This is a genomic window from Novosphingopyxis sp. YJ-S2-01 (assembly GCF_016093175.1).
GTDB classification, from domain to species: domain Bacteria; phylum Pseudomonadota; class Alphaproteobacteria; order Sphingomonadales; family Sphingomonadaceae; genus Novosphingopyxis; species Novosphingopyxis iocasae.
The window spans coordinates 1711121-1737817 of the sequence record NZ_JAEDAI010000001.1 but is presented as its reverse complement, the minus strand read 5'-3'; the positions used below and the strand labels follow the sequence as shown (position 1 = coordinate 1737817).

Below are 26697 nucleotides of genomic sequence, written 5' to 3'. Positions count from 1 at the left end.
AAGCTTCCACACGGAGGATTTCGTTATGCCCGTTTTCGATACGCTGATTGGTCCCGTCGCCAGCCTGCTGGATAAGCTGATCCCCGACAAGCAGGCACGCGAAAAGGCAAAACTTGAACTTCTACGTCTTGAGGGCGGGCAGGAATTGGAAGCGATCCGCGTGCGCATGTCCGCTATCATTGCAGAAGCGCAGTCGCCCGATCCCTGGACCAGTCGCGCGCGGCCGAGCTTTCTGTACGTCATGTATCTCTTGTTTCTCTGGGCGATCCCGATGGGCCTGATCGCGGCCGTACGGCCCGATGCCGCTCAGGCGATCGGTCAGGGAATGACCGGCTATCTCGCCGCCCTGCCGGAGCCGCTCTACGCACTCTTCGGCACAGGTTATCTGGGATACACCGCCGCCCGGCAATGGGGGAAGGTGCGCGGGGTGGAGAGCGGATACCGCTCAATACTCCTTCGCGGGGGCGCTTGTAATTCGATTACGCCCGGCTAAGCCTTCGCATCTTCGAACCCGAACAGACATGGGGACCATGATGAAAGCTTTCACCAAAATCGCCGCCTCCGCCGCCTTTCTGGCGGTCCTGCCCGCGCTTGGCGCCTGCGCCCAGAATGGCACCGATGAAGAGGCGACGGCCAAGGCCAACGCCATGGGCAATGACCTGCAGGATAGCGTTTCCGACATGAGCACCAGCATGGAAAGTAGTGCCACCGAAATGGGTAATGACATGGCCACCACCGCCAGCCAGATGGGTGACGCCGTCGATGGCGAAACCGCGCCCGCGGACGCAGAAGCACAGTAATTCGACGCCGCCTTTACGGCGCATGTAAAAAGGGGCGGCTTCCATAATGGGAAGCCGCCCCTTTTTTGATGAAATTTGGTCTCTGGCCGTCAGGCGACCGCGGGCCTTCGCGCATACCAGCCGAAGCAAGCGATGATCGCGTAGCAAATCGCCGGGATCACCAGCGCGATATACAAACTGCCGAGCGTATCGGCGACCACGCCCGTCAGCAGGGGCACAACCGCGCCGCCGAAGATGGCGACGTTGATGATGCCCGAACCGTCCGCCGCGCGGCTGCCGAGCTTCTCGCACGCCAGGCTGAAGATCGTCGGGAACATGATCGAGTTCATCAGACCGATCGCCAGCAGGCTGTAACCCGATACCGCGCCAGTCGTGTTGGTCGAGATAAGGAGCAGCGTGATCGCGCCAATCGCGACGAAGGCCAGCACCTTGCCGGGGCTGAGCACCCGCAGGATGGCCGAGCCGATGAATCGCCCGACCATCGCGCCGCCCCAGTAAAGCGCGATCAGCGAACCGGCCTTCTCCTGGCTTAGCGCCATCACGCCGGGCTGCTCCAGATAGCTGACGATCAGCGACCCGATCGAAACCTCCGCGCCTACATAAAGGAAGATGCACAGCGCCCCGAAACCGAAGCGTTTGCGCTTCAGAAGATCGAAGCCTGCCAGCCCAGCGCTTGCTTCATGCTTCTCGCCCTTCAGCTTGTTGCGGAACATCCAAACTACGAAGGCAACTACGGCAAGCATCACGGCAATGGCGAGATAGCCGCCGACGATCGCCTGGCTTTCGGAACTGCGATAGGCATCGAGCGCGGGGCCGGTCAGATCGGCCGCGCTGACATCGGCCAAGCTGCCCAGGATCAGCGCTGCACCGGCGATCGGGAAGATCGTGGTGCCGAGCGAGTTGAATGCCTGCGCAAAGGTAAGGCGGCTATGCGCCGTCTCTGGCGGGCCGAGCAGCGAGATGAGAGGGTTCGCCACCACCTGGACGATCACGACGCCGCTGGCGAGGACGAACAGCGCAAAGAGGAACAGCGCATAGGTTGCCGTTTGAGAGGCGGGGATGAACAGCAGACAGCCCACCAGCATAGTGAGCAGACCCGCCACCGCGCCGCGCATATAACCGATCATCTTTACCAGCTTCGCGCCGGGAATACCGATCACCAGATAGGCCGTGAAAAAGCAGAACTGCACCAGCATCGCCTGCGTATAGTTGAGCGTGAAAAGCTCTTTCAGCTTGGGGATGATCACGTCGTTCAAGGACGTGATGCCACCGAAGATCAGGAACAGCGCGAAGACGAACCCCTGCAGGCCCGGCGCGTGGATGTGTTCTCCCGGCAATTCCTTCTTGCTCGGATCGGTGCTGGACGAAACGTCCGGTGCCAGTGCCATTGAAGCTCCCTCTCACTTATTATTGTGAACGTTCATTTGCCACGTCGATGCGCCGAAAGGAACCGCCAAAGTTCCTCACTGTCCACCACCCAGCTATGGCCCCCGTCCACGGTGATCCGACCGACCACATCCGCGCCGTTCCTGCAATCGGAATAACGTTCCTCATAGACGCCCGGCGCCACCCAGCGGGTGACCGGCGCGGCGCGGCAACGGTTGAGCGCGGCCCAACGCATCTCGGCGGCGTGCATATCATATTGCCAATAGCCTGCGCCGCCGCCGGTGATGGGGTTCGTATTGTCCTTCGCTCCGGCGAACGCGATCACCGGCAATGGCTTGTCCGGACGACAGGTCTTCGGATCGGGCCGCTGCGGCTCATCGGGATCCGGATTGCCCGCGCGCAGGCCGACCACGGGCGCAATTGCGGCGAATTTGTCCGAGGCCACGCAGCCGAGCCAGCTCGTCATCCGCCCGCCGCCCGATAGTCCGGTGGCGTAGACTCGGGCGGGGTCGGCGCAGTGCTGGGCGGCCAGCCAGTCGATCGCCGCGCGAAAGAAAGCGACGTCGTCGGCATCCTCCGGCCCCGGAATGTCGCCGGTGACGGTGGGCACGCCCGGAATGTTCCAGACGAACCCCTCGCCTGCCGGAATGCCCGCATCGGGCGCGGCCAGGATGAAGCCATGCGCATCCGAGGTGGCTTCCAGCCTGGAATCGCGCAGCATGGCGGCGCCGGTCGCCGTGCTGCCATGGAGAAGGAATAGGAGCGGCGCAGGATCGGTGCCATCGAAGCCCGCCGGGATATGGATCAGCATCGAGCGACCGGTTTCCCCGACGGAAATCCGCTGCGTCTGCCCCGCCGTCCCGATGGTGCAGGCGGGTGCGGCGAAAGCGGTGGAGGCCATGACGACACACGCCAACAACAGCGCGAACAGGGACAATAGCGGGCGGATCACTGGATGGCTCCCATATCGGCGATGATGCGGATCGGCTGTCCTGTCGATTGGATCGCCAGTTCGCCATCGATCCAGTCGGCAGGCTTTCCGTTCACGGTAGTATGGCCGGGCGGAACGTCCAGCGGCCAGGTCAGAATGTAACCGGCAGCGGGCCGGGCGCTGCCGCCAATAGTGGCTAGCAGACGCCCCCCGTCCAGCTTCATCGCGAGGTCGATCGTGCCGACGCTGCTGTTCAGGCCCTTTACGTCCACGCCCTCACCTTCCAGCCAGTCGCGCGTCATGCCGCCGCCCAGCACCAACGCGCCGTCGCGCCCTCGCTCATAGGCGAACAGATCGAGCGCGGCCCGAATGAAGTCGGACGCCACCCAGGCATGCGGCATATCGCCGATGAAGCGGATTTCGCGTGGGTTCCGACCCACCACTTCGGCCCAGCCATTCCACGCGGCGGGACGGCGGTCGTCCATGTAGAAGTCGAGCAGCGCATTGGCCTGCGCGCGCCGCCCGAGACGCACGAAAGCGGAGACGTTGCGAAGCTCGTAGGGCGTATAGTCCGCCCAGTCCGCGTCCGGATCATCGCGGAACATCACCCGCTCAAACTGCTTGTCGAATGTGCGCGAAAGAAGCTTAGGGTCCAGCGCCTCCAGTTCGCCCGCGGGGTCCAGTGCCATGGTGGTGGAGGTGGCATCGAAATCGCCCAGGCTGGTCGCGCCGGGAATGAAATCGATGTCGAAGCGCGCCGCCGCCGCGCTGATCGCCTTCTGGATGTCGACGGCGAACTCCTCGCGCTGCGCCGCGATGGTCGCAGCCTGCGGCTTGCCGAGCACGCGCGCGGCGTAAGCGGCATCCTTGTATCCGGTGAGCGCCCAGAAATCGTCCCACAGGCTGTATTGCGGCGCGGAGCTATACCCTTCATGGCTGATCGAAGGCGGCATCAGGCCATATTTCACGCGATTATCGCCAATCAAGTTTTCCGGCGTGCGCTCGGACTGGCGCTGCTGCTCCATGTAACCCAGTGCGGCCTCGATCTTCGGCCATGCGCGTTCCAGCATCGCGCGGTCCCCGGTATAGCGGTAAAGCTGGACGAGCAGATGGATGAACTCGCCCTGCGCATCGTTTTCCGGCACCGGATCGGGCCCGCGATAATCGACGCAGCACGGCACCTTGCCATTGTCGAAGAGCTTGGTCGCGTACCAGTCGGCAAATTCGCGGACGGGCTCAATGACTCCGAGGCGCAGGAGTGTATCGCCCATCATCGCACCGTCACGGATCCAGCTGCGATTGTAGGAGCGGGTGCCCGGCTTCAGCTGCGGCCCGTCCCGGCTCATCAGCACATGGGCGAGCGCCGTGCGCACCGTATCGGCGATCGGCTGCTTTTCGGGCGGCACGGCGATCGTGATGCGATCGAGCTTTTCCTTCCACTCGGCAGCCGTTGCGGCGACGGCGGCATCGAATGCGGCGCGGGTTACGGGCGCGGCGTTGCCATCGAAAGGGATCGCCATCGGCACATCGATCGCCTCGCCCGGCGCCAGATCGGCTTCCCAAACCAACATGGCGGACGCGAGACTGTGCGGATCACGCAAGGAAGCACCGCCGGCGAGTGCCGCCGGATTGCCGAGCGCACCCTGAGCGAACGCAGCGGTAGCGACAGCTTCCGGCGGCTCGAGCGGAAGCAGCATGCGCACATCCGCGCCATCGTCGCGCTGGTTGGTCACGCTCAGTCGGCCATCCTGCCAGTCGATCGCCGAAATCTTCGATATCCCGCCTTGTTGGCTGAGGAATTGCGCGGGCGGATTCACCTGAAAGGGCCGCACGCCGAGCACCAGCTTCAGCGTCCGCCGCTCGCGTGCATCGTTCACCAACCGCCAGCGCGCGAGCAGGCGCGCGCTCGTCTCGTCCGCCACCAGCCGCGTTTCCAGATGCCAATCCGCGCCCAGCCAAGTCACGCCGGGCATCGGCAGATAGCCGTCCAGAAGCGACTGACTTTCGGCGACATCGGCCCAATCATGCGTTTCACCGTCCGCGACGACATAGGGCACGATCGAGAAGGCACCCTTGCCCACCTCGATGCTGCCGTCCTCATCGATCAGCCCGCTGTTCGCGCCGCCATCGGTGCCCACCAGCGTCCAATAAGGCTGCTCGGTGAAACCGCGCGGGAACGTGCCGCGCGGCGCGTCTTTAGCGAGAGAGCCGATGAAACCGTTGAGATCGGGCGCCCAGTCGGCGGGCTGGATCGCGATTTCGGTCAGTGTCGCGCGCGGGGCCCCTTCCGGCAGCAAGACGCGCAGCCAGGCCGCTTCGCTATCTGGCAGCGGCACGGGATCGCGCCCGCCATCCCCATCGGCGGTGACGTAAGCGGTGCGCCAAGTCTCACCGTTGTCGGACAGTTCTACGCTATAGTTCGGCGCCCCCTGCCCCGATGCCCAGTCGAGCACCGCGCCGCCGAGCAGCCTCTGCCCGCCAAGGTCGACGGTAAGCGCCTGTGCGCCTTGACCGGTCCAGGCGGTGTCCGGATTGCCGTCCATAGCGCGCGGGTCGCTCGCCACCGCTGTGCCCGGCTCTGCTACGGGAGCTTTCGGCGTCAACACGAGATCGTCGAACGCGATCTGCCCCGCCCCGCCATCGCGCCCGCGCACGATCACCATCTCCATTGATGCGGTATCGGGCAGGCTCTTGTCCTCGGTCGGCCCCCAAGCGAATTCGATATCGCGTTTGCGGATGCGCAGGGTCTGCCATTCGGCCGACGGCGTGAAATCGTTCCGGCGATACCACCAGACATTCTGGCCCGATGCGTCGACGAACTTGATCTGCAGATCGTTCGCGCCGCCCTGGCCGCGCACTTTCAACGTGATCTCGAAATTGTCCGGAAACGCAATCGGCAGCTTGCGATGCACATAGGCATAACCGGCGACCTCGCCGAAATCGTAATCGAGCGCCAAGGCCTCGCCGCTCGGCCCCGGCACGCTGATGATGCGTGCCTGCACCCCGTCTGATGCAGCCGCTTCCCACGGAGCCAGCGGCTCGAACCCGTCGAGCAGACGTGGGCCCGGCGTCGCCGCAATCAGCGCGGCGGAGGCAAGCAAGAGGGCGAGGCGTCTCAAGCCAGCCAGCCGCCGGTAAAGCCCGCGCGCGTTAGGCCGCGGCGGATGGCGGGGCTCTTGCGCATGGTCTCCCAGATCAGGCCGCTTTTGCGGTTTTCGATCATGCAGACGATCGGCCCCTGATCGATGCCGAGATAATCGTTATCCACCCAGCCGATGCCGGGCACCAGCTGCCCCTTGCCGATCGGCGCGTTGGTGCCTTCCAGCGTGGGATTGAAGCTGTCGAGAAAGCCGTAGCGCTGGTAAAGCGCGCTGCCGTAGCGATCGACCATGGCGCGCGCCGCCGCCTCCACGATCTCCGGCGCGAAGGCGATCGAGCCGAGCGCTGCGGTGGGCGCGATGGTGCCGTCGTCGCGCTCATATGGGCCGCGCGCGGAATAGCCGCGAAACTCTCGCTCGCGCCCGTTCACCGTCAGCTTGAAATGGCCTGGGCCGTCGCAGGCGGTGAGGCCCCAGACATTTTCGCCATAGCCGCTCCAGCCTTCCGGATTTTCGATCGCGTAAAGCTGCTGCGCCAGCGTCGCGCGACGGCTGTTTTCGAAGTAATCGATGCCCCTGGCGCGCATGAAGCGGTCCTGGATGCCGCGAAAATCGACCCAGACATGGCTGTACTGGTGGCCGAACAAAGGCGGAAAATCGATGCGCGGCGGGCCGTTCTCGGTGGTCCAGTTCGCCTCGAACGCGCTGGTCCAGCGATCCCAGGTTTCCGGCGGCAAAGCGTGCGTCGGCGATCCCAGTGCCAGCACATAGAGCAGCAGGCTCTCATTGTAGCGGTTCCAATCGCTCGGGATGAAGCCGCTTTCGGGCCGCCAGCCCATGGTGACGACCGGATCGTTTGGAACGAAGGCGGTCCATTCCACCGCGCTGTAGAGCCGATCGGCCAGCGCACGAATGCGCGCCTCGTCCGGGTGATCGCCGTCGAACCATTGCGCAGCGAACAGCACGCCGCCGAGCAGCAGCGTGGTATCGATGGTCGATAGCTCGCTGTTCCGGAAGCGGTGCCCGGTCTTCATGTCCAGGAAGTGGTAGAAGAAACCCTTATGGCCGCTCGTGCCGGTTTCCGCGTCGCCCATCGGCGCATTGGCGAAGAAGTCGAGCGTGGCCAGCGTGCGTTCGCGCGCCTGCGCCCGGCTGATCCAGCCGCGCGTCACGCCGATCGGATAGGCGGTGAGCGCGAAGCCTACGGCGGCGATTGAGGCAAAGCTGGGCGTCGGCCAGCGATCGGGTGCTAGGCCGGTCTTGGGATCGGTGGTTTCCCAGAAAAAGCGGAACGTCCGCTCCTGAATGTCATCGATCAGACCGGCCTTGCCCGCGGGCGAAGCGGCGATGCCTGCCATCGGTGCGCAACCGCCCAGCAGGCCTGCTAGGGCAACACCGCCGGTTCCAAGAAGCCTGCGCCGGTCGATCATCGAAGAACCTCGTTTACTGGAAAAAAACAGGGGCCGGGCGGTATGAAACCGCCCGGCCCTTTCGCTGCGATCAGAAGCTGAAGCCGGCCGACAGCTTCAACGTACGCGGCGGGCTGCTGACGCCGTAGCCGACGCGCTCACCGAACACGGTGGGCGAGTTGGGCGTGCGAGTATTGTCGCCCGGACTTCCATTGAAGCTGCTGTAATTGCGATCGTTGAACGCATTGATCACGTCCGCGCGCAGCCGCACTTTCGCGCCATCGTACAGGAACGGCAGACTGATATATTTAGTCACTGCAAAGTCGAACTGGCGGCGGCCCCAACGATCGCCGTTTGATTCGACTTCGGTGCCGATCAGTTGCCGCTCGAACGGCACGGCAACACCGAGCAGGTTCTTGATATAAATAGGCGACTGATAGGTGAACTTGCCCGAAAGCGTCACGCCGATCGGCACGTCCACACTGCCCGCCATCACGATGCGATGCCGCGGTACGCCGGACGAACGCAGCACCGGATAATCCGCAATCGACGGATAATCGAGCGAGAAGGTCTCGCCGAACGAACGGTTTTCGGTGGCATCGGTATAGGTGTAGGTCGCGTCCAGGCTCCACGGCGAGACCAGCGTGTAGCGCTTGGTGAACTTCACATAGCCGGAGTCCGACGTGGTCTCCAGACCATTGGTGCCAAGCAGGATCGAACCATAGCCAGGAGGTGTGAAGCCGAAGGGGGAAGATGGCGTATCGGTCGTGCTGGCTGGGTTGTCGAAGAAGAACGAACCGTCCGTTCGCCGGTTGCCGAGCAGATAGGCAAAGCCGTCCTTGCTCTCGACATGGTTGTAACCGACTTCCAGATTGAAGCCCTGGAACCGCCCGCGCACGCCCAGACTGAACTGATCGGCATAGGGCACCTTCAGATCATTGTTGATGAAACGCAGTTCGCGGCCACCGCCCGGCGAGCTGTTGGCAAGCTGCTGGCGACCTTCCGGCGTCAGGTAGATCGGTTTGAAGGGGATACAGGTGGGGCTGGGATTGCAGTTCGCGTTCGGGATGGAGTTGTTGCCCTGAAAGTTGAACGTGCGCACCTGGAATGAGCCGACGCTGATTTCCTGCTGAAGGAAATCGAACTGGTTGCGATCATAAGATCGACCATAGCCGCCGAACAGCGTGAAGCGCCCGGCGTCGTCGAACTGCCAGTCGAAGCCCAGACGCGGCTGGAATGCACCCGTGAACGCTTTGCGCTGCGTGCCATCGGTAATATAATCGTTGATGTCGTAATTGGCGTTCTGAAGGTTTGGATAATTCGCTGCCGACACGGCATTGATATTTTCCTGCGGCGTCACGAAATCCAGGAACGCCGGCGTCCGCTCATAATCCCAGCGCAGGCCGAGAAACAGTGTAAGGCGGGACGTTACCTGCCATTCGTCCTGAGCATAGAGGCCCAGCTGGAAGTTGTCCGATTCCACGACCGAATTGCCCGGCCCCGACGCCGCACCGAACTGAACGCGGTAAGGGATCTGATCGTTGAAGCCGGTCTGGCTGAACAGATTGACGTCATAGGTATAAAGCGGGTTGAAGAAGTTCTGCTGCAGCGTGTTCAATGTCACCCAGGCCGTCTTGAACCCCACCTTGAAGGTGTGGTTGTCGAGGCCGGTATAGGTGAAATCGTTCTGGACCGTGGTGCCCTTCTGCCCCTTGTCCTGAAAGTTCGTGCCGCCGCCGATACGCAGCAGATCGAACTGGTTGAACGTGGTGGCTCCGGTGGCCGAAGTGCCCTGAATGGTTGCGCGAAAAACCTGCCCGATTTCAAAGTTCTGCGGCTGCGGTGACCAGGAGACGTCCGCATAGCTGACGCGCAGATCGTTGATCCAGTTGTCCGCCGTATGTTGCCAGCGACCGAGCAGGCGCAACTCGTCCACTTCGGTGAGTGTCTGCGTTTCCTGAACGGCAACGCCGCCGCCGCCGCTGCGGCCGGTCTCGTCGCGATATTTTGCGGTCACCTCGAACAGGTCGTTATTGGTCGGGACCAAATCGATCTTGCCGAAATAGAGGTTCTCGTTGAACTCGGAATTGAACAGGCCGAAACCGTCCTGATATTGCTGCGGCAGTGCCGAAGGCTGGATGCCGCCGCCCGGGAACACGTCGATCGGACGCTGGATGCGCTTGCCTTCATAGCTGACGAAGAAATGCATCAGATCCTTGACGATGGGACCGCCCAGCGCGCCGCCGAACTGCATCGTCTTCGTCTTGACCTTGTCCTGCTTGTTGAAGATTTCCGTGGGAAATTTCTGACGCAAGTTCTGGTCGGTGTAATCGAAGAAGCCTTCGCCGTGGAACTCGTTGGTGCCTGATTTCGTCACCGCGGTGATCGCGACGGAACTGACCTGATCGAATTCGGCCTGATAGTTGGAGCTGATGACGCGATATTCGCCGACCGCGAGCTGCGGGAACGGGTTGCCTTCCGAGCTATCCTGGCCGGTGATGCCGTTTTTGAGGACGAAATCCTTCTGGCTCACACCGTCGATGAAGACGTTGACCGTGCGGCTGTCCTGCGCCCCGCCCTGGATGCGCGACTGGCCGGAGGTGGCACCTTCGATGAACTGCACACCCGGTGCGAGGTCCGCGAAAGCAAGGAAGTTACGGTTGTTCTGCGGCAGCTGCTCGATAAGCCGCTGGCTGATATCGGTGCCGACCTCACCGCCCTGAAGCGAAACGATACGGTTGGCCGTCACCACGATTTCATTGCCGCCGGTGGCGGCGTCTTGAGCAGCCGAAACTTCCGCGGTAGGCGCTCCGTCGAGCGGGCGGACAGGCTCCGCCGTTGCTGTGGCAGCTGTCGTCAGATCGATGTCGAGACCGGCATTCTGCGCGACGGTAAGCTGAAACGTATCGGTCTTGCGCGTGCCGTTGGCGAGCGTGATTTCCAGCTGATAAAAGGCCGGACGCAGCGACGCGAAATTATAGCCGCCATTGGCATCGATCTCCGACGTGCGTCGATAGCCGGTATTCACGTCGATCGCCGTCACCTGCACCGGCGGATTGTCCGGCGTGGACGTGATCGTGCCGCGCAGCGAGGCAGTCTCCTGCGCATAGGCTGGCGCCGCTATGGCGATGGTGGCCGATGCGGTGGCCAGAAGCGCTGCAAGACGGGTTATCCGACCGCGCAGCGCAGGCGTGGCTTTTGTCAGGCTGGTCATTTTGCTCACTTTTCCCTGTTCCGGACATGTTGGGTGGTTGATGGAGCGGATCCGGTCGCTCCTGAGCACGTTTCGCGTATGACAAGCCGGGGCGATGCCATCTCCACGCGCTGATCCTCGCCGCCATCGATGATGGCGCAGAGCCGTTCGATCGCGCGCGCGCCGAGCGCAGCGATGTCGACACTCATGGTGGTGACCGATGGCGACACGAGCCGCGTCAACGGAATATCGTCAAAGCCGGTCACGGCGATATCGCCGGGCACGGTCAGGCCGCCGCGCCGCAGAGCCACCAGCGCGCCGATCGCCATGCCGTCATTGGCGGCGAACAGCGCATCGGGCCGCTGCTCGGTCGCCAGAATCTGCTCGGCGGCGCGCGTGCCCGAAGTCTCCAGAAAGTCGCCGGCCATGACGTGCGGCTCCAGATCATGGGCGCGCATCACATCTTCATAACCGCGGCGTCGCTCACGCGCTTCGCTGTTGTCCTGCGGGCCTGCGAGGTGCGCGATTCGGCGGCGGCCGGTCGCGATCAGATGTTCCGTCATCGCCACCGCGCCGGCGTGATTGTCGATGCGCAGCTCGGCATGGTCATGCTCGTCCGTGCCGCAGTTCAGGAGAAGCACCGGCAGCGATGACGGCAGCTGCGCAAACAGCAGTTCCGGGTCGATATGCGGTGCCATCACGACCAGGCCATCGACGCGCCCGCGCATGGTTCGCAGCGCAGCGACCGCAGGGCTCGGTTCGGAATGGACATTGGACAGCAGCAGTTGAAATTCGCGCGTCGATGCCGCACCGTCCATTCCGCGCACGAGTTCCGAAAAGAACTCACCATGCAGATCCGGGAGAACCACGCCGATGCTGCCGGTTCGCGACAGGCTGAGGTTGCGGGCACCGGCATGGGGCGTGAAGCCCAAAGCGAGCGCTGCCGCTTCCACCTTTGCACGCATTTCGGGACGGACGTTGCTGTGTCCGTTGATGACACGCGAAACGGAGGCAACCGAAACGGCAGCCTCGCGCGCAACATCGCGGATCGTCGGACTGGACATCGCCCCTTCACCTCTCCTGTGCCGAACCATTTTGTCCGGCGGCCCGGCCTCTGCTGCCGAGTCTCTCTTGACTTCATGTAACCGGTTACATCAAATGCCTGGCATGATCAATAGATGCGCTGCGCCAGGCTAGCTGCTAGCGACGGACGCACTCATGGGAGGATATGACGGGATGAACGATCTGCAGATTTCGCGGCGCGCGTTGATGATGGGCGCGGCTGCAACAACGGCCTGGCTGGCAAGCCCCGTGCGTGCGCTGACGCAGTCGGCGGGTCCCTCGCTTACCCTTCCCGCCTCGATCGAGCGGCTGATCGGGCAGATGACGCTGGAGGAGAAAGCGGGTCAGCTCACCCTGCTGGCCGCGGCCTGGTCCGGCGGCGCGGCGACCACGCTGAACCCGGCGGGCGCCAGCAGCAATTTCGAGGCGCAGGTCGAACAGGCGCGGGCGGGCCGCCTCACCGGCGTGTTCAACGGCAATGGCGCGGAGATGGCGCGCCAGATGCAAAAGGCGGTGATGGAAAGCTCCCGCCTCAAGGTTCCGCTGATCTTCGCATCCGATGTCATCCACGGTTTCCGCACCGTATTTCCCGTGCCGCTGGGCGAATCCGCCAGCTTCGAGCCGGAACTTGCGCGGCGCACCGCGCGCGCAGCGGCGATCGAGGCCTCCGCCGCGGGCATCGACTGGACCTTTGCGCCGATGGTCGACATCGCACGCGACGCGCGCTGGGGCCGCGGCGTCGAGGGATCGGGCGAGGATGTGCTGCTGGGCGAGCTGATGGCGGCGGCCCGCGTACGCGGTTTCCAGGGCAACGACCTGACCGGCGATCGCAATCTCCTGGCCTGCGCCAAGCATTTCGCCGCTTACGGCGCGGCCGAAGCGGGGCTCGATTACAACACGGTCGACGTGTCCGAACGCACGCTGCGCGATGTCTATTTCCCGCCGTTCGAAGCCGCCTTCGATGCCGGGGCGCTGAGCGTGATGGCTTCGTTCAACGAACTGTCCGGAGTGCCGGCCACCGCCAATCGCTGGCTGCTCACCGACGTCCTCCGCGGCGAATGGAAGTTCCCCGGCTTCGTGGTGTCCGATTATACCGGCGACGAAGAACTGATCGCCCACGGCTTTGCCGCCGATGCACGCGATGCGACGAAGCTAGCCTTCCTCGCGGGCTGCGACATGAGTATGCAGAGCAGTTTCTACATCGATCACCTGCCCTCGCTGGTCGAAGAAGGCGAGGTACCGATGGCGATGGTAGACGAATCCGTGCGGCGCGTTCTTGCGGTGAAGCACAAGCTCGGCCTGTTCGACGATCCCTATCGCCGCATCGATCCGCGCCGCGAAACAACGCGCATTCGTACCAAAGAGATGCTTTCGCTTGCTCGCGAGGCCGGACGACGCTCGATCGTCATGCTTAAGAATGATGGCGACCTGCTGCCGCTGCCCAAAAGCGGGCAGCGCATCGCGATCATCGGGCCTTTCGCCAGCGGCCAACATGACCTCGTCGGCCCGTGGAACGTCTATGGCACCGATGCCGATGCCGTCGATCTCGCCACCGGCGTGCGCGCGGCGGTGAACGATTCGTCGATGGTAAGCGTCACCGAGGGTTGCAAAGTCGATGAGCCGATCGAAGGCGGCATCCCTGCCGCCGTTGCCGCAGCCAATGCCGCCGACGTCGTGCTCCTCGCCATTGGTGAGAGCACGAACATGTCGGGCGAGGCGCAATCGCGCGTCAGCATCACGGTGCCCGATGCGCAGCTGGCTCTAGCCGATGCGGTGGCGGCGACGGGCAAGCCCGTGGTGGTGATCCTGAAGAACGGGCGCGCCATGGTGCTCGACGGGCCGGTGCGCGATGCGCGCGCGATCCTGGTCACCTGGTTCCTAGGAAGCGAGAGCGGCCCCGCCACCGCCGATATCCTCTTCGGGGATGAAAGCCCCTCGGCGCGCCTGCCGGTCAGCTTTCCGTTCGCGACCGGTCAGGAACCTTATTATTATGCGCACAAGACCACCGGCAGACCCAATCCGGAAGGCGAGCTGCAGCCCTATAAGGCGCATTACCGGAAATATCCCAACAAGGCGCTATTCCCCTTCGGGCACGGCCTCACCTACGGTGATATCGCTTATTCGAACCTGAAACTGAGTTCCGACCGGATGTCCTGGAATGGCAAGATCGCCATGGAGGCGACCGTCACCAACAGTGGCAAGCGCGCTGCCGAAGAGGTGGTCCAGCTCTACATCCACGATGCCGCGGCCAGCATCACGCAGCCGGTGCGCGAGCTGAAGGCGTTCAAAAAGGTGAAGCTGGCTCCGGGCGAGAGCAAGACGGTGAATTTCGAGCTCAGCCGTGCCGATCTGGAGTTTGTCGGACAGCAGCTGGGCCCCACGGTGGAACCGGGGCTGTTCCGCATCTGGATCGCCCCGTCGGCTCAGGCAGATGGTGTCTCAGGCAGCTTCATGCTGATGGCCGAGGGCTGAGCGGGAAAGCCCTTCAGCTCGGCTGCTCGAACGGCGCGTCGCACGGCGTGCCGTTCAGCGTCCGCGCTGCGATGGCCTGTAGCTTCACGGCAATTTCAGGTGACAGGCCGAGCTCGCTTGCGGCTTCTTCCTCGCCGCCGAGCAGGCGTGGGTCTTTGCCGGTGATCGAACCGAGCAGCACCAGCGCCTCCAGATAATAGCCATAGGCGCTGCCGTGATAATGATCGAACGTCCACAGATCGACCTGGCCGAAGGAGGTGCCGTCATAGGGGTTGGCATCGGCCACACCCGCAGCGATTGCGCAGTTGAACGCCTCGCCCACCGGGTTGACCCGGTCGACCGCCTCGTTCGCGGCTTTGGCTGCGTCGTAGCCACGGCGTATATCCAGCGCCATCTGATAGATCGAGCGGCCCGTCCAGGCCTTGTCCGGACGATAAGTAAGATCGGGACGCGACCAAGTGGACGTCAGCCCGATATCGACCTTCGGGTTGCGCGCCTCAAACATCGCACTGAACTTTTTGGAATAGGTGATGAGGTTTGCAGGGTCCGCCGGCTTGTCCGGATTGAGCGTGCTGTAATCCTGCAGCGCCACATGGTCCCACGCCCGGTCCAGCAGCGGTGCCTTGTTCTGCCAGTGCCATTCGAGCGACTTGCCCGGCGATGTTTCCAGATAAACGTCGTAATTCAGGCCCAGCTCTTCGGTGAACAGCTTGAACAGCGCCGGCACCCCGCCAACGCCCTCCCCGTTCAGATCGGTCACCGTGTCAGCGCGGTAATGCCAGACCGGCGAGAGCGCGCCGTAGGTAAAGCTGTTGCCAACGAACAGCACTGTCTGCGCAGGTGCCGCTGTCTCTGGCGCGGCGGCTTCCGACTGTGCCGAAACGGCCACGGACTGCCCGGCGAGCAGCAGCGACGCGAAAATCAGCTTAAGATGCATGGTGAAAACTCCTTCCGGGTGCGAAGGCGCTATTGCGCGGCTTCGGCGAGCTTCTGGAAAAACTGCAGCCGCTCGGTCGTGAGCTTGCGCGAGGAGGCGACCGGCCAGTTGGAAACCACCGCGAACACGATGCGCTGCTTGGGCATGATCGTTATGCCCTGCCCGAATATGCCTTGCGCGCCATAAGCACCGCCCGGATAGGTCCACCACTGATAGCCATAGCCGAAGCCGGGCACACCGATATCGGCATGGCTCGTCCCTGCCTGAGCAAACCAGTTCGCAGGCACCTGCCCCTTGCCGCCCTCCAGCGCGAAAAGACCCATGCGCGCATAGTCGGACAAGCGCAGCATGATGCAGCATCCGCCGGTATTGCCGCCGCCGGTATCGATCTGCCAGAACAGGTCTCCAGCAAAGCCCGCCGGATCAACGATCTTGCGCTTTGCGTAATCGCTCAGCCGCTCACCGGTCGCACGCCGTACAAGCACGCCGATCAGGTTCGTCTCGCCGGTTTTATATTCCCACTTCTGCCCAGGCTCATATTCGCGCTTTAGCTGACGCATATAGGCGACCGTCGGATCGACCCCTGCGGGCACCGGATCGCTGAACAAGCGCACCACGTCGCTGGTAGGATCGGTATAGTCCTCGTTCCACGCCACGCCGGACGTCATCGTCAGGAGCTGCTCGACGGTAACGCCGTCATAACCGCTGCCCTTCAGCTCCGGGATGTAGCGCGAGACGGGATCGGACAGCGAACCGATCTTGCCGTCCGCGATCGCTGCGCCCACCAGTGTGGACGTAAAGCTCTTGGCGACCGAAAAGCTGGTCCAGCGATCCTCCGGCGTCATGCCAAGGCCGTAGCGTTCCAGCCGCACCTTGCCGTTCTGGATCATCATCAGCCCGGCGACATTCTGGTCTTTCATGAAGGCATCGATCGCCGCCTCGTCGAACGGCAGCGGCGCGCCCTTGGGCAATGCCCGGGGCGTTGACGATGCCTTGGCGGTGGTGCCGGGGAACAGCGCATCCATGCGCCGGAAATTGGCGGAGCGGGTATCTTGGTTCCAGAACAAGACCTGTGCGCTTGCCTTGCGCAGTTCGACCAGTTCGTCCGGCGACATCTGCGTCGTCGCTGCGGCAGCTTTGGTTGGTGCCGGAGCCGGCGCGGGCGAACAGGCGGCTGCGGCAAGCGCCATGGCGAGGGGAAGAAATCGTTTCATGGCCGTTCCTTGATCAGCGTGACCTGTGCGACATCGATCCCGCCGCCGCGGAATCCACCTTCGCAGTACATCAGATAGTAGCGCCACAGCCGCACGAAGCGATCGTCGAAGCCTGGCGGAAGTTGCCCAGCGTCCACCGCCGCATCGAACCGTTCGCGCCACAGTTTCAGCGTGCGGGCATAGTCCAGTCCCATGTCGCGCTGGTCGGTCCAGCGCAGTCCGCGTTCCTCGGCCAGTGCGCGGAAGCGGCTTTCGGACAGGAGCATGCCGCCGGGGAAAATATAGGTCTGAATGAAATCCGCGCTGGATGCGTAGGATTCGAAGATATCGTCTGCGATGCGGATATATTGCAGCCCTGCCCGGCCGCCGGGCTTCAGATTTGCGGCGATACTATCCAGATAAGCGGGCCAGTATTTCTGCCCCACCGCCTCCACCATCTCCACACTGGCGATGGCATCGAACCGGGCTGCGCCCTCTTCTTTCAGCACATCGCGATAATCGGTGAGCGTGAAGGCCAGCCGCGATGCCTCGGGGCATGTCGCAGTGCGCGCCTCTGCGGCGCGTTGCTGCTCGACCGAAAGCGTGATGCCGCGATAGTCGATGGCAAAACGCTCGCAGGCGCGTGCCGCCAGTCCGCCCCAGCCGCAACCGATTTCCAGCAGCCGCGATCCGTCCTCCAGCGCCAGCCGATCGAGCAGCGCGTCGATCTTGCGCCGCTGCGCGCTCTCCAACGGCTCGCCATCGCCCTCGGCACGGGCATCGGCGAACAATGCGCTAGAATAGCTCATCGTCTCGTCGAGCCACAGCTCGTAGAAATCATTGCCGAGATCATAGTGATATTCGATGTTCCGGCGCGCCTTCGCCGGACTGTTATCGCGCAGCCAGTGGCGCAGCTTGCCAAGCAACCGCCACGGCCCGCGCGAGCGCGCCGACTGACCGAGCGGCAACCGGTTGCGCATGAACAGATCGAACAGCACCACCGGATCGGGGCTCGACCATTGGCCGAGATCCCAAGCCCGATACCAGCCCGCCGATCCGCCCGCGATCAGATGCAGCAGCGCGCGCCAATCGGCCAGATCCACTTGCGCTACCGGGCCTGGCTTGCGGCAGCCGAGAATGCGAAATTCGCCGTCCGGCAAGGTCGCCTCGATCCCGCCCTCGGCAAGGCCAATGTCGAGCCGGTCCAGCACCCGGTGCATGCTCGGCGCGAGAAGGCGCGACAGCACCCCGCCGCCGAGCGCGATGCGCTGCCGGGTCAAGTGCCTGGCCCTGTTGGACGCCGGAGCATTCATCCCATCGCCCATGCCGCAAGCCGCGCAGGATGGCAATCAGCCGAGCGCTATCCGGGCGTAGCTGCGGAGCCCGCCAGCAGCCCGCCGTCGAGGGTCAGCTCCGCGCCCGTCATATAGGCCGCCTCGTCCGAGGCCAGCATTACCGCCAGCGCGGCAACCTCTTCCGGCTTGCCAAAGCGCTTCAACGGCGTATCGGCGACGAGCGCGGCCATTCGCTCCTCGCGCTCGGGTCCATCTCCCAGCATCGGCTCCCACATCGGAGTGAGGATAGCTGCCGGATGGATCGAATTGCAGCGGATCGCCAGCTGTTGCTGCGCACAATAAAGCGCCACGGTCTTCGTATGATTGCGCACCGCCGCCTTGGACGCGGCATAGGCAGCGGCGCCCGGAATGCCGACCAGGCCGGAGCGCGAGGAGATGTTGATGATCGATCCCTTACCGCTGCCGCGCATGGCGCGGATTGCATAGCGGCAACCGAGAAACGTGCCGTCGCTGTTGACGGCATGCACCGCCCGCCAGTCGGCAAGGGTGGCATGCTCGGGATCGTGCGCGGCAGGGCCGGATTCGAAGCCGGTGATCCCTGCATTGTTCACCAGAACGTCGAGCACCGGCAGCACCTGCGCCATCGCATCCCAATCGGCTTCCTCCGCTACGTCGAGGCGAAAGGACTCTGTATCGAGCTCGGCGGCAAGCGATCGCGCCGCGCCCTCATCGATATCGGTCACGATGACGCGCGTGCCCTCATCATGGAAAGCGCGCACAATGGCTTCTCCAATACCGCGCGCGGCACCGGTTACGAGGCAGATCTTGCCCTTCAATCTTTGCATGGAAAATGATCCTGTGAACACCGGACAAGCGCGTGGACGCTTGCCGGTTCTGTGCCCGCATGGGGCGAAAAGCTTCGGATGATCAGAAGCGCTTGTTCACTGGACCTGCTCCGTTGGATTGACGCTGCGGTTGTTAGCGCTGACACACCGGCCGGTCAAATCGAGCTAGTTTTTGATCTTCTCATAAGCTGCCAGGGCCCGTTCGCGGGCCTCCTTATGACCGATGATCTTCTGCGGATAATCCTTCGGCCTGCAGCCTGCCTCTTCGGGATCATGGATCGCATCGTCGGGGACATCGGATAGCTCGGGCACGTAATCGCGGATATAGGACGCGGCATCGAACTTCTCGGATTGCGTAAGCGGGGCCATGATGCGCGGGAACATATTGCTGTCTACGCCGGTACCTGCGATCCACTGCCAGTTGACCGCGTTATTGCCGTAATCGGCATCGACCAGACAGTCCCAGTACCATTTCTCGCCCTCGCGCCAGTCAATCAGCAGATGCTTGATCAGAAAGCTGGCGCAAATCATCCGCACCCGGTTGTGCAGCCATCCATGCTTCCACAGCTGCCGCATGCCGGCATCGACGATCGGATAACCAGTGCGTCCATGGCACCAGCGGTCAAACTCGTCGCGGACCGTTGAGGAGCGGAAATCGCGCCATTCCAGTTCGTCGAAACGGTCGCGATAGCCCTCACGGCCATAATCGGGGAACTGCATGATCACATTCTGCGCATAGTCCCGCCAGGCGAGTTCCTTCAGGTACACGGTTGCATCGCCGTCGGCGTCCTGAATGCGGTGCCAGACATAGCTTGGCGAAACCTCGCCAAAATGAAGGTGCGGGCTAAGCCGAGAGCTCCCGTCCTCGGAGGGCAAATTGCGGCGGTCGTCATAATCTGCGGACTGGTCGCGGAAGCTGTTCACGCGTGTTCGGCCGGCAGCCTCCCCCGGCGTCCACATGTCCTGGAAGTCGGACGCCCAGTCCGGATTGGTCGGCAGAAGCTTCCAGTCATTCAGATCATCGCTGTCCGGCCATTCATTCGGTGCATCGATCGACTGCGGCGCGCGAATGGCGTCCTCGGGCGGCATTTCCTCCCGCAGCGCCTTCCAGAATGGGGTGTAGATCTTGTACGGGCCGCCTGAATTGGTGGTGACGCTGCCCGGCGGTTTCAGATAATTGCCGTCGTGCAGGCACAGTTCGCAGTCGTCATCAAGCTGCGCTTCCAGCTCGCTCTCGGCCTCTAGCCACCATGGTTCGTAATGGCGCAGCGCGTGAATCTGCCGTGCGCCATGCTGCGCAGCAATTGCAGTGAGCGCGGAAACGCAGTCGCCCTGCCTCAGGATCAACCGGCTGCCCTTGTCGCGCAAGTCCGCGTCCAGCGAGGCAAGGCTATGATGCAACCACCAGCGGCTTGCCCCGCCCATGGCATGATCGCCCACGCGTTCGTCATCGAGCACATAGACAGGAATCACCGGCCCCGCCTTCGCCGCGGCACGGAGCGCAGGCTGATCGGACAGGCGCAAATCGCGGCGCAGCCAGAGAATTACCGGATCGGACATGGCAGTCTCCCGTACAGAAAAAGGCGACGCCGATCGCGGCGCCGCCTCCCGTCATTTCATGTCGTGGTTTCGATCAGCCATTGGGGGCGGCTGCGGAACCGACCGATCCTGCCTTGGCGGACTGGAACTCGTTCTCCTGCAAATAGGTGTCGCCGTTCTGATCATAATAATAGAAACCATCGGCAGCGGAATTCAACGCATCGGCATCGACATAGGGCCGGTTCTGATCGTTCGCGCTGGCCTTCTTCGATCGCGGATCGGCACCAACTGCCCAAACTGCATATTCGGCGACAGAGAGCTTGCCGTCGTTATTGCGATCGAGATCGGAGAAATTGCTGCTGGCATTGTAGCTGCCCATATTGCCGCCGCTCATATTCGAACCGCTGTTCGAAGAACCGCTCATATTGGAGCCGCTATTGGATGAGCCACCTGCCATCTTGTCGCTCGAATTGTTCATCGAACTGCCGCTCATGGCCTCGCCCGAACCGCTGTTGCCGGAAGCGGCCATGCGGTCCCGGTCTTCCTTCATATATTGCGAGGTTTCCTTTTCCAGCGCGGCCATGTCGACCTTGTCGCGTGCAGCCTGCTGGGTGGGATTAAGCTCCACTGCAACCGGCGTAACGACCGCTTCTTCGGTCATCGCCGGGGTGGTGCCGTCGTCGAGAATGCCTTCGGTGGGCTCCGGCTCCGCATCTGAACAAGCGGCCAGGGTGACCGCGGCAGACAGCGAAAGCGCATAAGCGATGGTGCGGGTCATGAGTGGTTTCTCCGGTTTCCATTAATTGCTGCCCGATGAACGGGTGCACCCAGACGTCGTTCCAAGTTTTTGAAAAAGTCCAAGTTTTTGCACGGAGTGAGCCGCGGCCAAGACTTATTCCGCCGGAATTTCCACCGTGCGGCTGAACTGGCCGCCGGAGCGTTCGCCTGCAAAACGCGCATCGTTCACCGTTACCAATATGCGGTTCCCGCTGCGCTTGATCGTCGCGACCGGGGCGAGCGACCAATAGAGCAAGGCTGCCAAGCGATCATCCTGCCGGGCGGCACGGGCCACCGCAGGATCGTCCATATGCGTATCGATTGGCCGGCCCACCGCCTGCATGCGATTGGACCATGCATCATAGGATGCCCGGCCAAGTGTAGTGCCACGACGCCAGATGATTTCCCGGCGCCAAAATTTCACGGGCTCTTCCTGTGCCATCACGAAATCGGGCTCTATATTATAGAGGCCCTCGGCGAGGGTCTTCGTGGCCTGCTCCGCCTTGAAAGACAGCGCTCCGTTGAAGCCGGCATAAGCAATCACGGCGATAAGACCAATCAGCGCGGGGCGGCGCCATTCGGGTCGCATTGCACGCTCCCACTTGCGCGAGAGCCAGATCGAAAAGCCGAGGATCGACCATATCCAGACGTCGATAATGAACAGCGTGTCGCCATGAAACCAGCGATCGCCGAACGGGGCGAGCAGCTGAATGCCGTAGGTGTTCATGAAATCGAGCAGCGGATGGCTGATCCCGCCGATATAGCAGAGTGCGACGAGCCAGCCGAAGCGCACCGTATCGCGCCCAAGTGGCCGACGATCCCATTGCTGCCACCAGCGCGCATCGACATCGCGGTCTCCGCGCCCGCTCTGCCATCGGTCGAGCTGCCAGAGCAGCAGCGCAAGGAGAAACGGCAACAGCAGATAGCCGCCGATGCCGTGGGTAAAACCGCGATGATACTGAATGTAGGGCAGCCCAAACAGCGGCTGCGATAGGATATCGATATCCGGCAGGTTGGCGCTGACGATCAGCGCAGCGATGCCGAGACCGGTCTTGCGCTTGAGGCCAGCCTGCCCCAGCGCCCAGCCGGTCAGCGAATGGGTGAAATTATCCACGGAAGGCGCCCGACCTTAGAGGTCGGGGCCGGGGTCCGTCACCGTCCAGGTCTGGCCCTTGCTGACCAGCCGCTGCAGATCGGGCGTCTTGCCCTTGCTCGCCTCCTCGATCTGCTCGACCACCGCGCTTTCGAACGTCTCCCGCGGATCATCATACAGCACGCCGAGCGCCTTGGGGAACGGGCCGAAGGGCATTTCCACCAGCATCTGCGCCATCATGCGGTTGGTCACGTCGTGCACGCGCACGCCAGCAGCCTGCCAGTCGCCGTCCGTCACTTCGACCACTTCCAGCTTCAACGACTGCTCGTTCAGCTTCAGGCCCTTGGTCCCCTTGTCGAACAGCATCGGCTCGCCATCGGTCAGCCAGAGCTGGCCGGTTGCCGCATTCTTCTTTTCGGTGAAGTCCGCAAACACGTCCTTGTTGTAGACGATGCAGTTCTGGAAAATCTCGATGAACGCCGCGCCCTTGTGCCGGTGCGCAGCCTTCAGAACCTCTGGCAAATCCTTCGACACATCATAGCCACGCGCGATGAACCGCGCGCCCGAACCCAGCGCGAAGCTGCACGGTTCGGCGGGATGGTCGACCGATCCGAAAGGCGTCGACGGCGTGGTCGTGCCTTCACGGCTGGTCGGCGAATACTGGCCTTTGGTGAGCCCGTAAATCTCGTTGTTGAACAGCATGATCTGGCAGTCGAGATTGCGGCGCAGCAGGTGCATCATGTGATTGCCGCCGATCGACAGACCGTCACCGTCACCGGTGATGATCCAGACGTCGAGTTCCGGATTGGCAAGCTTCACGCCCGTCGCCACCGCAGGCGCGCGGCCGTGGATGGTATGGAAGCCGTAGGTTTCCATATAATAGGGAAAGCGGCTCGAACAGCCGATGCCGGAAACGAACACGGTCTTGGCCGGATCGGCACCGAGCTGCGGCATGGTGCGCTGCACCGCCTTCAGGATCGCATAGTCGCCGCACCCCGGGCACCAGCGGACCTCCTGGTCGGTCTCCCAGTCCTTCAGCGTGGTCGTGATCGAAGTCATCTCGTTCATGGAAACATCTCGTTCAGGAGTAATAGATCTTCCACAGCAGGAAGATCACAACCGCCAGCATCAACAGCAGCGGCAATACGGGTTTGGGCTTCGGATCGTCTTCGGGCCTAGGGCCTGGCATCAGAGCGCATCCTCGATCGCCATCTCGATCTCGGCGATCGTGAAGGGCTGGCCGGTTACCTTGTTAAGCGGTTCCGCATCGATCAGATATTGATCGCGCAGGAGCGTCTTCAGCTGGCCAGTGTTCATCTCCGGCACGATCACCTTGTCATAACTGCGCAAGAGATCGCCCAGATTGGCGGGCATCGGCCAGATATAGCGCATATGGATGTGGGACACGTCATGGCCTTCGCGGCGCATGCGGCGCACCGCCTGATGGATCGGCCCGAAGGTGGAGCCCCAGCCGACGATGGCGAGCTTGCCGCCCGCCTCGCCCAGCGTGACTTCCTGATCGGGGATCGAACCGGCGACGCCGTTCACTTTGGCCGCACGGATCGCCGTCATCTGTGCATGGTTTTCCGGGCTGTAATCGATATGGCCGCTGCCGGCCGCCTTCTCGATGCCGCCAATGCGGTGCATCAGGCCCGGCGTTCCCGGCTTCACCCAAGGACGCGCCAGCTTCTCGTCGCGCGCATAAGGCTGAAAACCGTCTTCGGGTGCTTCTTCCAAAAACTTCACCTCGAATGGCGAGTAGCCGTCCATATCCGGCACCTTCCAGGGCTCGGCGGCATTGGCGATATAGCCGTCGGTCAGGAGCATCACCGGCGTCATATATTCCACCGCGATGCGCACGGATTCGATCGCGCAATCGAACAGATCAGCGGGCGAGCGGGCGGCGATGACGGGCATCGGCGCATCGCCGTTACGGCCGAACACGGCCTGATAGAGATCGGACTGCTCAGTCTTGGTGGGCAGGCCCGTGGACGGGCCGCCGCGCTGGGAGTTCACGATGACGAGCGGCAATTCGGTCATGATGGCCAGACCCATCGCCTCGCCCTTCAGCGCGATGCCGGGACCTGACGAGCTGGTAACCCCAAGCTGCCCGGCATAGCTCGCGCCGATCGCCGAACAGATCGCCGCGATCTCGTCTTCGGCCTGGAAGGTGGTGACGCCATATTCCTTGAGGCGCGAGAGGTGGTGAAGAACCGCGGAGGCCGGAGTGATCGGATAGCCGCCGAAGAACATCGGCAGGCTGGCGAGTTGCGCGCCCGCAACCAAGCCAAGTGCCACCGCTTCCGCGCCGTTGACGGTCCGATAAAGACCGGGCTCGGCGGGCGCAGGATCGACATGATGCTGCTTCAGCGGACCGCTGATCTCCGCCGTTTCGCCATAAGCATGGCCGGCGTTGAGCGCGGCAATATTCGCCTCCGCGATGTCGGGCTTCTTCGCGAACTTGGCGTTCAGCCAGTCGACGATCGGCTTGCGGTCCCGGTCGAACATCCAGAGCGCCAGGCCCAGCGTCCACATATTCTTGCAGCGCAGTGCCTCTTTATTGCCGAGCCCGAAGGGCTTCACCGCTTCCAGCGTCAGCGCGCTGATATCGAACGCAAGAACATCGTAAGGCGCAAGGCTGTCGTCCTCGAGCGGGTTCGCCTCATATTTCGCTTTGTCGAGATTGCGCTTCCCGAACTCGCCGGTGTCGGCGATGATCAGGCCGCCTTCGCGCAAGCTGCCGACATTGGTCTTGAGCGCGGCCGGGTTCATGGCGACCAATACGTCCGGACGATCGCCCGCCGTCTCGATGGCCGCCGATCCGAAATTGATCTGGAAGGCGGAAACACCGAAGAGCGTGCCCTGCGGCGCGCGGATCTCGGCGGGGAAATCCGGGAAAGTCGCAAAGTCGTTGCCGGCCATGGCGGAAGACAGCGTGAACTGCCCGCCCGTCAATTGCATACCGTCGCCGCTATCGCCCGCGAAGCGAACGACGACGCGTTCCGCCGTCGCTGCCGGTTTTGTCTTTTCCACTGCCGTCGCCATGAGCGGCCTTTCATTCAATATCGTTATTCCGTGTAGGGGGCCGAAGTAGGACAGGCAGCCCTATCGCGCAAATTAGAAAATCTGTGCCCCGGCAAGCCATCGGTTCGCCGATTTGATTTTGACAGCGCAGCGATGCCCCGCCAGTGAAGGCCCATACCGAAAGTGAAGGATGCTCCATGGCCGATCTCCATGTCCGCGACGATGTGCGCAAATTCCTCGAGATGCTCGAGCAGATGGGCGGAAAAGCTGCTCATGAGGGCACGCCCGCAGAGGCCCGCATGGCGTTCAACATGATGACGCCGCTCGGCGATCTGGAGCCGGTCGATCTCGCCGTCATCACCGATATGCATTGCGATGGCCCGGCCGGGCGTATCCCGCTGCGCTATTACGATGCCCGCGCAGATCGCGGCGACAGCCCGGTGATCCTGTTCCTTCATGGCGGTGGCTTCGTTATCGGCAATCTCGATACGCACCATCCCTTTTGCACCTCGCTTGCCAAAGCGCTCGATCTGCCGGTGGTGGCCGTCGATTATCGCTTGGCGCCGGAGCACCCCTTCCCCGCCGCGCCCGATGATTGCGAGGCAGCCGCGCGCTGGGTCGCTTCGAACCCGGTCGCGCTGCCGTTCACGCCGACCGGCCTGGTGCCGTGCGGTGATAGCGCCGGTGGCAACCTTGCCATCGTCACCGCCCGCGCGCTTCAGAAGGAGCCCGCGGATGTGCCGGTTGTGGCCCAGTTCCCGATCTATCCACTGGTCGATTCGCAGGGCGAATATGAAAGCTTCCGCGAATGCTCGGAAGGATTCCTGCTGACCGCCGAGACGATGGAGTGGTTCGGCAAGCACTATGCCGCAGAGGCTGGAAACGAGCGTAATGACGTGCTGCATCAGGATCTTGCCGGCACCCCGCCGACGGTGGTCGTCACCGCCGGGCTCGATCCGCTGCGCGATCAGGGCGAGGCCTATGCCGCCAAGCTGCGCGATTCCCGCGTGTCGGTTCGCGAGATGACGGCGGACGGCAACATCCACGGCTTCATCTGCATCCGCAAGATGATCCCTTCCAGTCAGCAGGACATCGATCAGATGTTCGTGCTCATGAACGAAACGCTCGAAGAGGTTGGAGCCAAGTAATGAGCGAGACCACCACCCTTCCCTATCGGCCCTGCGCCGGCATCATGCTCGCCAACAAGGCGGGCAAGGTGTTCGTCGGCCAACGGATCGACAACCCGGACAGCGATGCCTGGCAGATGCCGCAGGGGGGGATCGACAAAGGCGAGGACGCCGAAGCCGCCGCATTGCGTGAGCTTGAGGAGGAAACGGGCGTCCCGGCCGACAAGGTTACCATCGTCGCCAGTTCTAAAGAAGAGCTGTTCTACGATCTGCCGCCCGAGCTTCTCGGCAAGATTTGGGGCGGCAAATATTGCGGACAGCGACAGCGCTGGTTCCTTATGCGCTTCGAGGGCGAGGATGAAGACATCGACATTACCACCCGCCACGCCGAGTTTCGCGCCTGGCGCTGGGCCGATCCCGAAGAGCTGCCGCAGCTGATCGTGCCGTTCAAACGAAAGCTCTATCGCGACATCGTGGAAGAGTTCGGCCCGCTCATCTGACCCGGCCACCTCGTAC

General features: G+C 62.9%; 20 protein-coding genes. 5 read left to right on the top strand and 15 right to left on the bottom strand.

Features of this window, described 5'->3' with window-relative positions:
• Nucleotides 1-25 precede the first annotated feature (25 nt).
• Nucleotides 26-493: a holin family protein gene (locus I6A82_RS08505; protein WP_198094510.1), complete on the top strand. Its 468-nt coding sequence runs from the start codon at nucleotides 26-28 to the stop codon at nucleotides 491-493.
• 37 nt (nucleotides 494-530) lie between these two features.
• Nucleotides 531-800: a hypothetical protein gene (locus I6A82_RS08500; protein WP_198094509.1), complete on the top strand. Its 270-nt coding sequence runs from the start codon at nucleotides 531-533 to the stop codon at nucleotides 798-800.
• Between the two features lie 89 nt (nucleotides 801-889).
• Here I6A82_RS08500 and I6A82_RS08495 read toward each other — a convergent pair whose 3' ends face one another.
• From I6A82_RS08495 to I6A82_RS08470, 6 genes are all read right to left on the bottom strand, one after another.
• Nucleotides 890-2188 (bottom strand): sugar MFS transporter, encoded by a 1299-nt coding sequence (locus I6A82_RS08495; RefSeq protein WP_198094508.1) that lies wholly within the window; start codon nucleotides 2186-2188, stop codon nucleotides 890-892.
• A 32-nt stretch (nucleotides 2189-2220) separates the two neighbouring features.
• Complete coding sequence (locus I6A82_RS08490; protein WP_198094507.1) at nucleotides 2221-3087, bottom strand: alpha/beta hydrolase family esterase; 867 nt, start codon at nucleotides 3085-3087, stop codon at nucleotides 2221-2223.
• Nucleotides 3088-3134: 47 nt separating this feature from the next.
• Entirely contained in the window at nucleotides 3135-6236 is a 3102-nt protein-coding gene (locus I6A82_RS08485) for a discoidin domain-containing protein (protein WP_232343370.1), read from the bottom strand.
• Nucleotides 6233-7645: a glucoamylase family protein gene (locus I6A82_RS08480; protein WP_198094506.1), complete on the bottom strand. Its 1413-nt coding sequence runs from the start codon at nucleotides 7643-7645 to the stop codon at nucleotides 6233-6235. The genes I6A82_RS08485 and I6A82_RS08480 overlap by 4 nt, the downstream gene beginning before the upstream one ends.
• A gap of 70 nt (nucleotides 7646-7715) precedes the next feature.
• The gene (locus I6A82_RS08475) at nucleotides 7716-10838 is read right to left on the bottom strand and encodes a TonB-dependent receptor (protein WP_198094505.1); all 3123 of its coding nucleotides are present in this window, start codon (nucleotides 10836-10838) and stop codon (nucleotides 7716-7718) included.
• A gap of 5 nt (nucleotides 10839-10843) precedes the next feature.
• Entirely contained in the window at nucleotides 10844-11881 is a 1038-nt protein-coding gene (locus I6A82_RS08470; RefSeq protein WP_198094504.1) for a LacI family DNA-binding transcriptional regulator, read from the bottom strand.
• A gap of 172 nt (nucleotides 11882-12053) precedes the next feature.
• Here I6A82_RS08470 and I6A82_RS08465 point away from each other — a divergent pair, with 172 nt between their 5' ends.
• Nucleotides 12054-14351, top strand: coding sequence for a glycoside hydrolase family 3 N-terminal domain-containing protein (locus I6A82_RS08465; RefSeq protein WP_198094503.1), 2298 nt, complete (start codon nucleotides 12054-12056; stop codon nucleotides 14349-14351).
• Nucleotides 14352-14364: 13 nt separating this feature from the next.
• Here the strand turns inward: I6A82_RS08465 and I6A82_RS08460 are convergent, their stop codons facing one another.
• The 9 genes from I6A82_RS08460 to I6A82_RS08420 all read right to left on the bottom strand — a co-directional run bounded on the left by I6A82_RS08460 (nucleotide 14365) and on the right by I6A82_RS08420 (nucleotide 25075).
• Nucleotides 14365-15288 carry a PEP-CTERM sorting domain-containing protein gene (locus tag I6A82_RS08460; protein ID WP_232343368.1) on the bottom strand — a complete coding sequence of 308 codons (924 nt, stop codon included), beginning with the start codon at nucleotides 15286-15288 and terminating at the stop codon, nucleotides 14365-14367.
• 29 nt (nucleotides 15289-15317) lie between these two features.
• Nucleotides 15318-16502 carry a serine hydrolase domain-containing protein gene (locus tag I6A82_RS08455; RefSeq protein ID WP_198094502.1) on the bottom strand — a complete coding sequence of 395 codons (1185 nt, stop codon included), beginning with the start codon at nucleotides 16500-16502 and terminating at the stop codon, nucleotides 15318-15320.
• Nucleotides 16499-17794, bottom strand: coding sequence for an SAM-dependent methyltransferase (locus I6A82_RS08450; RefSeq protein ID WP_198095553.1), 1296 nt, complete (start codon nucleotides 17792-17794; stop codon nucleotides 16499-16501). The genes I6A82_RS08455 and I6A82_RS08450 overlap by 4 nt, the downstream gene beginning before the upstream one ends.
• Nucleotides 17795-17841: 47 nt before the next feature.
• Complete coding sequence (locus I6A82_RS08445; RefSeq protein WP_198094501.1) at nucleotides 17842-18621, bottom strand: SDR family oxidoreductase; 780 nt, start codon at nucleotides 18619-18621, stop codon at nucleotides 17842-17844.
• 165 nt (nucleotides 18622-18786) lie between these two features.
• Nucleotides 18787-20181 carry a cryptochrome/photolyase family protein gene (locus I6A82_RS08440; protein ID WP_198094500.1) on the bottom strand — a complete coding sequence of 465 codons (1395 nt, stop codon included), beginning with the start codon at nucleotides 20179-20181 and terminating at the stop codon, nucleotides 18787-18789.
• A gap of 73 nt (nucleotides 20182-20254) precedes the next feature.
• Nucleotides 20255-20938: a hypothetical protein gene (locus I6A82_RS08435; protein WP_198094499.1), complete on the bottom strand. Its 684-nt coding sequence runs from the start codon at nucleotides 20936-20938 to the stop codon at nucleotides 20255-20257.
• A 114-nt stretch (nucleotides 20939-21052) separates the two neighbouring features.
• A complete protein-coding gene (locus I6A82_RS08430) occupies nucleotides 21053-22051 on the bottom strand; it encodes a metal-dependent hydrolase (RefSeq protein WP_198094498.1) in 999 nt (332 codons plus the stop codon).
• 15 nt (nucleotides 22052-22066) lie between these two features.
• Nucleotides 22067-23098: a 2-oxoacid:ferredoxin oxidoreductase subunit beta gene (locus I6A82_RS08425; protein ID WP_198094497.1), complete on the bottom strand. Its 1032-nt coding sequence runs from the start codon at nucleotides 23096-23098 to the stop codon at nucleotides 22067-22069.
• Nucleotides 23099-23218: 120 nt separating this feature from the next.
• Nucleotides 23219-25075, bottom strand: coding sequence for a 2-oxoacid:acceptor oxidoreductase subunit alpha (locus I6A82_RS08420; protein ID WP_198094496.1), 1857 nt, complete (start codon nucleotides 25073-25075; stop codon nucleotides 23219-23221).
• Nucleotides 25076-25251: 176 nt separating this feature from the next.
• On the opposite strand from I6A82_RS08420, the gene I6A82_RS08415 reads away from it, so the two are divergent.
• Together I6A82_RS08415 and I6A82_RS08410 are read left to right on the top strand one after the other, a co-directional pair.
• Nucleotides 25252-26202 (top strand): alpha/beta hydrolase, encoded by a 951-nt coding sequence (locus I6A82_RS08415; RefSeq protein WP_198094495.1) that lies wholly within the window; start codon nucleotides 25252-25254, stop codon nucleotides 26200-26202.
• Nucleotides 26202-26681, top strand: coding sequence for an RNA pyrophosphohydrolase (locus I6A82_RS08410; protein ID WP_187335910.1), 480 nt, complete (start codon nucleotides 26202-26204; stop codon nucleotides 26679-26681). Before I6A82_RS08415 ends, I6A82_RS08410 begins: the two co-directional genes overlap by 1 nt.
• Nucleotides 26682-26697: the final 16 nt, after the last annotated feature.